The sequence below is a fragment of the Streptomyces sp. URMC 123 genome (assembly GCF_051386515.1).
In the GTDB taxonomy this organism is placed as follows: domain Bacteria; phylum Actinomycetota; class Actinomycetes; order Streptomycetales; family Streptomycetaceae; genus Streptomyces.
Window position 1 is genome coordinate 1 of sequence record NZ_JBPQTV010000283.1, and the last position, 8,483, is coordinate 8,483.

Genomic DNA, 8,483 nt, shown 5'->3' on the forward strand with positions numbered 1-8,483 from the left:
CCGCCCGTGCCGATGTTCACCCGCGGCTCGAAGGGCGCGGCGGCGTTGCCCGTGCCCTTGTAGAGCCACAGGGTGCCGTCCGTGCCGCGGGCGATCAGGTCGCTGCGGCCGTCGACGTTGACGTCACCGGTGGAGACCAGGTTGTTGAAGATGTTCCAGCCGGCGCCGATCTTCACCCGGGGGGCGAACGGCGCGCGGTAGTCGCCGGTGCCCTTGTAGAGCCACAGCACGCCGGAGCCGTCGCGGGCGACGATGTCCGTCCTGCCGTCGCCGGTCAGGTCGCCCTGGCCCGCGATCTGGTTGTAGATCTCCCAGCCGGCGCCCACCTTGACCCGGCCGGTGACCGTGCCGTCGCCGTAGCCGAGGTAGATCCACAGCACGCCCGACTTGTCGCGGGCGATGATGTCGGACGCCTGGCCGCCGCCGAGCTGGCCCGGCGCGAGCACCTTGTTGTAGATGGTCCAGCCGCCGCCGATGTACTTGTACTCGTCGGTCTGGTAGTGCAGGCCGCCGGCGTTGTCCCAGAAGTACAGCGCGTCGGACTCGCCGTCCTTGTTCTGGTCCAGGTTGGCGGCGGCGGTGATGTCCTGCCATCCCTCGTCGACGTACTCGCGGTCGGTGAGGCCGCCCTTGCCGTTGGGGCCGTAGACGTAGACGTTGCCCGACGGCTCGACGCCGAAGAGCGGGAAGACCGGGGCGCTGCCGGTGGCGACCGCCTCGATCGTGCTGCTCGGCGCCGACTGCGGCATGGCGCCGGACTCGATGCCCTGGGCGGCGGGCTGGGTGCCGTCCGCCATCGCGGTGCCGGCGGTGGCACCGACCAGGGTGGCGGCGAGCACGGCGGTCGCGATGCGCGTCAGGGCGCGTCCACGCTTGCGGCCGGAAAGTTTGGCCACGTAATTCTCCAGGTGTAGGGGTGCGGCCGATCGGTTGTTCGACCGCAGCGTGAGCAGGATGGTTGCACAAGATCTTCACGTGTCAACCGCCGGGCCCACGGGGGAGCGCGTGGTAGGGCGGGCCCCTGGGGCCCGCCCCTTACCCCCGGGGTCCGACCGGCCCCTGCTCCCCGGTCCGACCGGCCCTCAGTCCCCCGCGCGCTCCCCGGCCCGGTCCCCCGTCTCGGCGGCCACCCACGCCAGGTAGTCCGCGCTGCCGCGGACCACCGGGGTGGCGATGATCTCCGGGGTGTCGTAGTCGTGGGTCGCCTCGATGTACGCCTCCAGCTCCCGGTAGCGGGCGCCGGTCGTCTTGAAGAGGATCTGCCACTCCTCGGCCGTCTCGACGGCCCCTTCCCAGCGGTAGACGGAGGTGACCGGGCCGGAGATCTGGGCGCAGGCCGCCACCCGGGCCGTCACCGCCCCGCGCGCCAGGGTCCGGGCCTTGTCCGCGCTGTCGGCCGTGGTCAGAACGGTCAGGAAGTCCGTGTCTGTCATGGCTCGATCCTCGCATCGCGGGGCCCGGCCGGGGGCGCCCCGACGGCGGGGCGCCGCCACGCGATCACGGCGCCAGCCACTGGTCGTACGCGAGCTTGCAGACCAGCGTGACGACCACGACGACCAGCACCGCCCGCACGAAGCCGCTGCCCTTCTTGAGCGCCATGCGCGCGCCGACCATGCCGCCGGTGAGGTTGAAGACCGCCATCAGGGCGGCCAGCCCCCACAGCACGGTGCCCTGGACGGCGAAGGTCACCAGCGCGCCGAAGTTGGTGCAGACGTTGACGACCTTGGTGGTGGCCGAGGCGGTCACCAGGTCCATGTGGAGGATCGCGGCCAGCGCGATCACCAGGAAGGTGCCCGTGCCGGGGCCGAGCAGCCCGTCGTAGAAGCCGATGCCGACGCCCGCGACCAGGATCGCGGTGAGCACCCGCTGCCGGGTCGCCGGGCCGGGCGCGGGGGCGGTGCCGAAGGCGGGCCGCAGCAGCACGAAGGCGAGGACGGCCAGCAGCACCACCATGATCAGGGGCCGGAGCACGGCGCTGTCGATGCCGGCCGCGAAGAACGCCCCGGCGAGCGAGCCGCAGACGGCGGCCAGCCCGATGCGTACGGCGTTGCGCACGTCGATCGGCGCCTTGCGCGCGTAGGTGACGGCCGCGGCCGAGGTGCCGACGATGGCGACGGCCTTGTTGGTGCCCAGGACGTACGCGGGCGCGAAGTGCGGCAGGCCGACCATGAGCGCCGGGAGCTGGAGCAGTCCGCCGCCGCCGACGACGGCGTCGATCCAGCCGGCCGCCGCGGCGGCGAGACAGAGCAGCAGCAGTGTGGTGAGGGGTATGTCAGGCACGTGCGAGCCGCCGTTCACGCTGCGCGTAGCAGCGGCGCAGCCAGCGCGACCGGCCCTGGGCGGCCGGTTCGAAGGGGACCCTGCGGTGCAGCACCCGGCGGTTGTCGAAGACGTGGAAGCAGCCGGCCGTGATGGTCACGGGCACGCCGTCGAGCTCGGCCAGGCACTCCTCCAGGCGGGCCAGCGCGGCCCGCGCCCAGGGCGTCTGGCCGCTGATCCGGCCGGGCCCGTAGCGCATGGCGGTGTGCCCGTCCGGGAGCGTCCACAGTACGGGGATGTCGGTGCGGGTGAGGGGGTTGCCGTGCGGGTCGGTGGTGTACGACTCGGGCGCGGTGACGGCGTACTCCGGGCGGCGCAGCTCCGAGGTGACGTTCTCGGGCAGCGCGGCGACGACGGTGTCGACGGGGAGGAGTTCGGTGGGCACCCGCTCGGTGTTGCGCATGCCGTAGAAGGAGAGGAAGTGGGGTATGGCGGCGGCCGGTTCGCCGTCGGCGGCGTGGTCGAGCACGGAGTCGTCGGTGTGCCAGTCGAGCTGCCGGGCGTAGCCCCAGGAGGTGTTGGTGCGGGCGGCGTCCGGGCGAGGCGCGACGTTGCGGATCAGCCGGCCCTCGTTCTCCCACGCGTAGGCGACGGGGGTGAGGCCGAGGAGGCGCAGCAGCCCGAAGTGCACGAGGTTGACGACGGTGAGCCGGGACTCGTCGCAGAAGCCGTCGTGGGGGGTGGGCACGTGATCGGCCGCGTGCGGCAGGTCGGTGACGGTGAGCCAGGGCTCGGGGGCGCAGCTCCAGGCGGAGAGCGCGGCGAGCACCTCCGCGGGCAGGTGGTTGCGCAGCTGCTTGGCGCCGTGTTCGAGGTAGAGCGCGACGTCGCTGTCGGGAACCCTGCCCGCGAGCTCCGCGAGATCCGTGAGCGCGGTCAGCGCGGCGGTGGCGGAGGCTTTCGCCGCGTCGGTGAGGGGGATCGGTTCGACGGAAAAGGCAGGCATGGTCCGGAGCCTAGGCAGACGCGCGCCGCGCGTCCCCCGCGAGCCGAAGAGTTGAGGTACTTCTGAGCTTTCCGTGGGCCGTGAGCAGGGATTGCTTCGGGGTGTACGGGGGTGGGCACGGGCCGTGCGGGGCGTTTGACGCCGGTGTCGGGGTGGCGGGTTTGAGTCAGATTTGGACAACGCTCGAACATGAAGAAACACTTGATCAGTAGTATTTCCCCACTCTTGACCGTGTCCAGTTGCGCACTTCCCGGGAGGTCGTCGTCCTCGCCTCAACGCGGCACACGATGGGCACGACGGGCCCGGGCACGGTACGGCCGACGAACTCGCTCGTTCGAGGAAACCGATGACCCGAGGCTCCCCCTTCCCCACGCCCACCGCCGGGGCCCCCGGCCGGACCGTCGGCGCCAACGGGCGGACCGGCGGCGCCGACGGCCGATCCGGCGGCGCCGACGGGCGGACGTTCTGGTCGCTCACCGTGCTCGCGGCGCTGGTCGGCGGCGCCCTCGCGGCAGGTCTGCTGACCGTGCTCCCGGGCGGCTGGCCCGCCGTCGCGGCGGCCGCCGTCACGGCCCTGCTCGTGCTCGGCTCGGCCTGGATCACCCGGCTGCGCCAGGCCCTGGCCGCCGCCCGGACCGACGCGGCCTGCGCCGCGGCGCTCGCCGACGCGCGCGGCGCCGAGATGGCCCACCTCGCCGGCGCGCGGCTGCCCGCGATCCTCGAACGCACCCGTAACGGGCAGGGCATGGAGGGCGTCCCCGGGCCCATCGCCACCGGCGCGACCGGTGAGGGCTTCGGCCGCGCCGTGGCCGCCGTGGTGACCGCGCTCGGCTCCGACGAGGCCGCCCGCCGCGAGCGGATGCTGCGCGACTCCGTCCAGGCCGCGTTCGAGTCCGTGGCCCGGAACATGCACGCGATGTCGACCGTGCAGCAGCAGGTCCTCGACGGGCTCGGCCGGCTGGTCACCGATCCGCTGCTCATGGCCGAGGTGATGAAGGCGGACCACGCCGCCGCGCAGATGACCCGCAAGGCGCAGACGCTGCTGGTCATGTGCGGCATCTGGCCCGCGCGGCGGGAGACCCGGCCGGTGACGCTGTTCGACTGCGTACGGGGCGCGCAGTCGCGGATCGTGGAGTTCGCCCGCGTCGACGTGCACGGCGGCCGGACGCTGTACGCGGTGGCCCCCGCGGTCGAGGGCCTGATGCACGCGATCGCCGAACTCCTGGAGAACGCGACGGTCTTCTCGCCCTCGCGCACGCAGGTGGTCGTCTCCGTGCGGGAGGTCGCCGCCGGCGCGGTCATCGAGATCGACGACGCGGGGCTGGGCATGCCGCCGGACGTCCTGGAGCAGGCCAAGGCGCAGCTCACGGAGGGCCTGGACCTCGCCCAGCTCGGGGCGGTGCCGCGGCTGGGGCTCGCCTGCGTGGGGCGCTGGTCGCGCGAGCTCGGCTTCGGCGTCGAGCTCTCGACGGCCTCGGCGTACGGGGGCACGCGGGTCGTCGTCTTCGTGCCGCACCGGCTGCTGACGGAGCCGGTCGCCGCCGAGCAGGGCTCGGCGGCGATGGCGCTCCCCACCCCGGCGACGGGCCAGCCCGCGGCCCTGACGCCCCCGGGCGCGACCCCGCCCTACGGCACGGTCCACGCACCGCCGGCGCTCGACGCCACGTTCCCCTACGAGCCCGGGCCGGTCCCGTACGAGCCCGCCCCCCGGGGAGCGGTGCCGACCGCGGCGGGCCCCGGCGCCCTGCCCGGTGACGGGCACACCTGGGCCACGAACGAGAACTTCGGCACGCCGCCCGGTGCCGGCGGCGCGCCGGAAGGGACGGACGCCCACGCGGCCGGCACGCACACGGCACCGCCTCCGGCGGGCCCCGGCGCCATGCCGCCGGCGGCCGAGGCCGGCGGACAGCCGGCCGGGGGCGGACACACCTGGGCCGCCGACCAACACCCGGGCGCGGCACCCAGCCCGACAAGCGCGCCCGAAGGGGCGGACGCAGGCACGGCCAGCCACGGCGCCATGCCGGGCGAGGCCGCACACGCTGGCCACGCCGCCCACGGCCGTCCGGCCGGCGACGACCTGTCAGTCGTGAGCGACGGCGCACTGGAAGGAGCCGACGCCCACGCGGCCCACCCGCGTACCGCACCGCCCGCGGCAGGCCCCGGCGCCATGCCAGGTCAGGCGCCCGGCGACGGGAACGCCTGGGCCGCTGCCCAACATGCGGGCACGGCCTCCGGAGCAGCAGACGGCGGCGCGCCCGAAGGCACGGGCGCCCACACGGCCGGCCCGCGCACGGCACCGCCCGCGCCGGGCACCGGCGACGTACAGGCCCAGGGCGGCACCACCGGCCGGCACGCGGCCGCGCCCGGCGACGGCCCGTCAGCAGCCAGCGGCGGCGCGCCGGAAGAAGCCGACGCCCACGCGGCCCACCCGCGTACCGCACCGCCTCCGGCGGAAGCCGGCGCCATGCCGCCAGCGGCCGAGACCGGCGGGCAGCCGGCCGGGGGCGGACACGCCTGGGCCGCTGCCCAGCACCCGGGCGCGGCGCTCGGGACGGCAGACGGCGGCGCCCCGGAAGGCACGGACACCCACACTGCGGGCCTCGGCGCCATGCCGCACACGGCCCTGCCCGGCGGCGGCGCCGGCATCGACGCGCCCGACGGCGGACAGGCCCCGCACGGCACCGCAGGGCCACACGCACACGCCGCGGAGCCCGGCGATGGCCCCGGGCCGACCCAGCCGCACCCGGCCGCACACGCCGGTCACGGCATCCACGACCGTCCGGACGGCGACGGCCTGTCAGCCGTGAGCGGCGGCGCGCCCGAACGAGCCGACGCTCACGCGACCCACCTGCGTACCGCACCGCCCGGGGCGGGCCCTGGCGCCATGCCGGACCAGGCGCCCGGTGACGGGAACGCCTGGGCCGCTGCCCAGCACCCGGGCGCGCCCGAAGGGGCGGACGCACGCAACGCCGGTCACGGCGCCATGCCGCACGCGGCCGTGGCCGGCGACGGCCCCGGGGCGATCCAGCCGCACCCGGGCGCGCACGCCGATCACGGCAGCCACGGGCGTCCGGGCGGCGACGGGCCGTCAGCAGTGAGCGGAAACGCACCCGAAGGGACAGGCGCGGACGGGCGGGGCGTCGGCGGCGCTCAGCACCCGGCTCCTGCGGACACTCGCGGGAGCGGGCCGCGGCATGCCGCGCCGCGGACGACGCCGTCGGGGCTGCCGCAGCGGCGGAGCCGGCGGCGCGCCGGGGGCGGGGCGTCCGCGACGCCACCGCCGCCGCAGGCCGCCGCTCCCGCGCCGGCCCCCCGGGCCGGCCCGGACTGGTCGCCGGAGGCGGCCCGCGCCTCCGTGGCGAGCGTCCTCGCCGGCACCCGCCGCGGCCGCGCGGAACTCGGCGCGACCCCCACGTCACCCGCAAAACCCGGCGCGGCCGCGTCACCCGCGGAACTCGGCGCGACCCCCGCGCCACCCCCTGGCGCGGACCCTTCGGGTCCGCCCTCCCCCGCCCCGGAGCACGAGCCGCGCCCCGGGGAGACAGATCGTCGAGCACACGAAGGAGACCGGTAGTGGCCGGAACCATATCCAGGCTTCCCGATGTGGGATGGATGCTGCGTCCCCTGACGCGGATTCCCGGGGTCCGGCACGCCGTGGTGGTGTCCGAGGACGGGCTGCGGATGGGCCACGACTCCGCCGAGGGCCTCGCGGGCGACGTGCCCGAACTGACCGTCGCCGAGGCGGAGTCGCTCGCGGCCGCGTGCGCGGCGATGACGGTGACCAGCCGGTCCGCCGTCGCGCTGCTGTTCGGCGCGGGCGCGGGCGTACGCCAGCTGATGGTCGAGTCGGAGCACGGCTTCGTGCTGTTCACCTCCGCCGGGCTGGGCGCCTCGCTGGGCGTGGCCACGGACCAGACCGCGGACGTGGGCCTGGTCGCCCAGCAGATGCAGCTGCTCGTGGCGAAGATCGGGGCGCACTTGACGAGCCTGCCCCGAGAGGCGGCCGGCCCCGAGTCATGATCGGGCCAGGGGAGGAACGGACCACCGCCGCGGTACGGCCGTATGTGATCACGGGTGGGCGCGCCGGTTCCTCGCGGGCGGCCCTGCCCCTGGAGACCCTCGTCAGGGCGTCGGGCGACGAGCTGCCCGAGGCCCTGCAACCCGAATACCGGCGGATCGTGGAGCTCTGCGAGGGGCTGCTGTCGGTGGCCGAGGTCGCGGCGCACCTCGGCCAGCCGCCCGCCGTGGTGCAGGTGCTGCTCGCGGATCTCATCGAGTGGGGGCACCTGCTGGCGCGCCCGCCCGTGCCGATCGCCGAGCGTACCGATGTGGACTTGCTGAGAAAGGTGCTCGATGGGCTCGAGAGCAAGCTCTGAACTGTCCGGCGGGCCGGTGCCGGTCCCGGCGCCGGCCGCCGGGCCGGCCGGAGCCGCCCGCCCGCCCGGGGCCGCGCCGGGGACAATGCCCGGGGTCACGCCGGGGGCAATGGCCGGGGCCGCCGCCCCGGGGGCCGCCCCGGGAACCGGGGCCCGCCGCTCCGCCGACTCCGGCGTCTACGTCCGCCCCACCGTCTCCGGCGCCGCCAAGATCCTCGTCGTCGGCCCGATGGGCGTCGGCAAGACCACGCTGATCAGCACCGTCTCGGAGATCAAGCCGCTGTCCACCGAGGCGACGATGACGCAGGCGGGCGCCCGCGTGGACACCGCGCCAGCCGGGTCGGCGAAGACCACGACGACCGTCGCGCTGGACTTCGGTCGGCTCACGCTCGACGGGGAGCTGGTGCTCTATCTGTTCGGCACGCCGGGCCAGCAGCGCTTCCTGCCGGCGTGGAAGGACCTCGCGCGCGGCGCGCTGGGCGCGCTGGCGCTCGTGGACACCCGGGACCTGGAGGCGTCCTTCGACGCCATCGGGCATCTGGAGGACCTGGACGTGCCGTTCACCGTCGCGGTGAACGCGTTCCCCGACAGCACCCCGTACGAGCTGTCGGAGCTGCGCACCGCGCTGGACCTGCTGCCGCGCACCCCGCTGGTGGTCTGCGACGCGCGGGACCACGCCTCGTCCGTCCGCGCGCTGATCGCCCTGGTCCGCCATCTGATCGAAGCCGTCACGGACAGCGTCACGGAGAGCACGTCATGAGCATCCACCCGCCGGGCGGGCCGGCCCCCGAGCTCCCGGCCGGCTGCCCGGCCCACCAGGGGTCCCCGACGGCGCCCCACCC

Annotated in this window: 8 protein-coding genes; 4 read left to right on the forward strand and 4 right to left on the reverse strand. The window is 75.5% G+C overall.

The annotated features are described in order from the left end of the window. From ACSNOD_RS24800 to ACSNOD_RS24815, 4 genes are all read right to left on the reverse strand, one after another. A partial coding sequence (locus tag ACSNOD_RS24800) for an FG-GAP repeat domain-containing protein (RefSeq protein WP_436769259.1) occupies positions 1–896 on the reverse strand: 896 nt, incomplete at its 3' end. 186 nt (positions 897–1,082) lie between these two features. Further along, positions 1,083–1,433: a divalent-cation tolerance protein CutA gene (gene cutA, locus ACSNOD_RS24805; protein WP_436769260.1), complete on the reverse strand. Its 351-nt coding sequence runs from the start codon at positions 1,431–1,433 to the stop codon at positions 1,083–1,085. Between the two features lie 64 nt (positions 1,434–1,497). After that, positions 1,498–2,280, reverse strand: coding sequence for a sulfite exporter TauE/SafE family protein (locus ACSNOD_RS24810; RefSeq protein ID WP_436769261.1), 783 nt, complete (start codon positions 2,278–2,280; stop codon positions 1,498–1,500). Continuing rightward, positions 2,273–3,265 (reverse strand): TauD/TfdA family dioxygenase, encoded by a 993-nt coding sequence (locus tag ACSNOD_RS24815; protein ID WP_436769262.1) that lies wholly within the window; start codon positions 3,263–3,265, stop codon positions 2,273–2,275. Before ACSNOD_RS24815 ends, ACSNOD_RS24810 begins: the two co-directional genes overlap by 8 nt. A gap of 346 nt (positions 3,266–3,611) precedes the next feature. Here ACSNOD_RS24815 and ACSNOD_RS24820 point away from each other — a divergent pair, with 346 nt between their 5' ends. The 4 genes from ACSNOD_RS24820 (at position 3,612) to ACSNOD_RS24835 (ending at position 8,401) form a co-directional block, all read left to right on the forward strand. After that, entirely contained in the window at positions 3,612–6,839 is a 3,228-nt protein-coding gene (locus ACSNOD_RS24820) for an ATP-binding protein (RefSeq protein WP_436769263.1), read from the forward strand. Then, entirely contained in the window at positions 6,839–7,285 is a 447-nt protein-coding gene (locus ACSNOD_RS24825; RefSeq protein ID WP_436769264.1) for a roadblock/LC7 domain-containing protein, read from the forward strand. Before ACSNOD_RS24820 ends, ACSNOD_RS24825 begins: the two co-directional genes overlap by 1 nt. Beyond that, positions 7,282–7,641, forward strand: coding sequence for a DUF742 domain-containing protein (locus tag ACSNOD_RS24830; RefSeq protein WP_436769265.1), 360 nt, complete (start codon positions 7,282–7,284; stop codon positions 7,639–7,641). Before ACSNOD_RS24825 ends, ACSNOD_RS24830 begins: the two co-directional genes overlap by 4 nt. A 109-nt stretch (positions 7,642–7,750) precedes the next feature. After that, on the forward strand, positions 7,751–8,401 hold the full coding sequence (locus ACSNOD_RS24835) for a GTP-binding protein (RefSeq protein ID WP_436769266.1): 651 nt from the start codon (positions 7,751–7,753) through the stop codon (positions 8,399–8,401). The last annotated feature ends 82 nt before the right edge of the window (positions 8,402–8,483 follow it).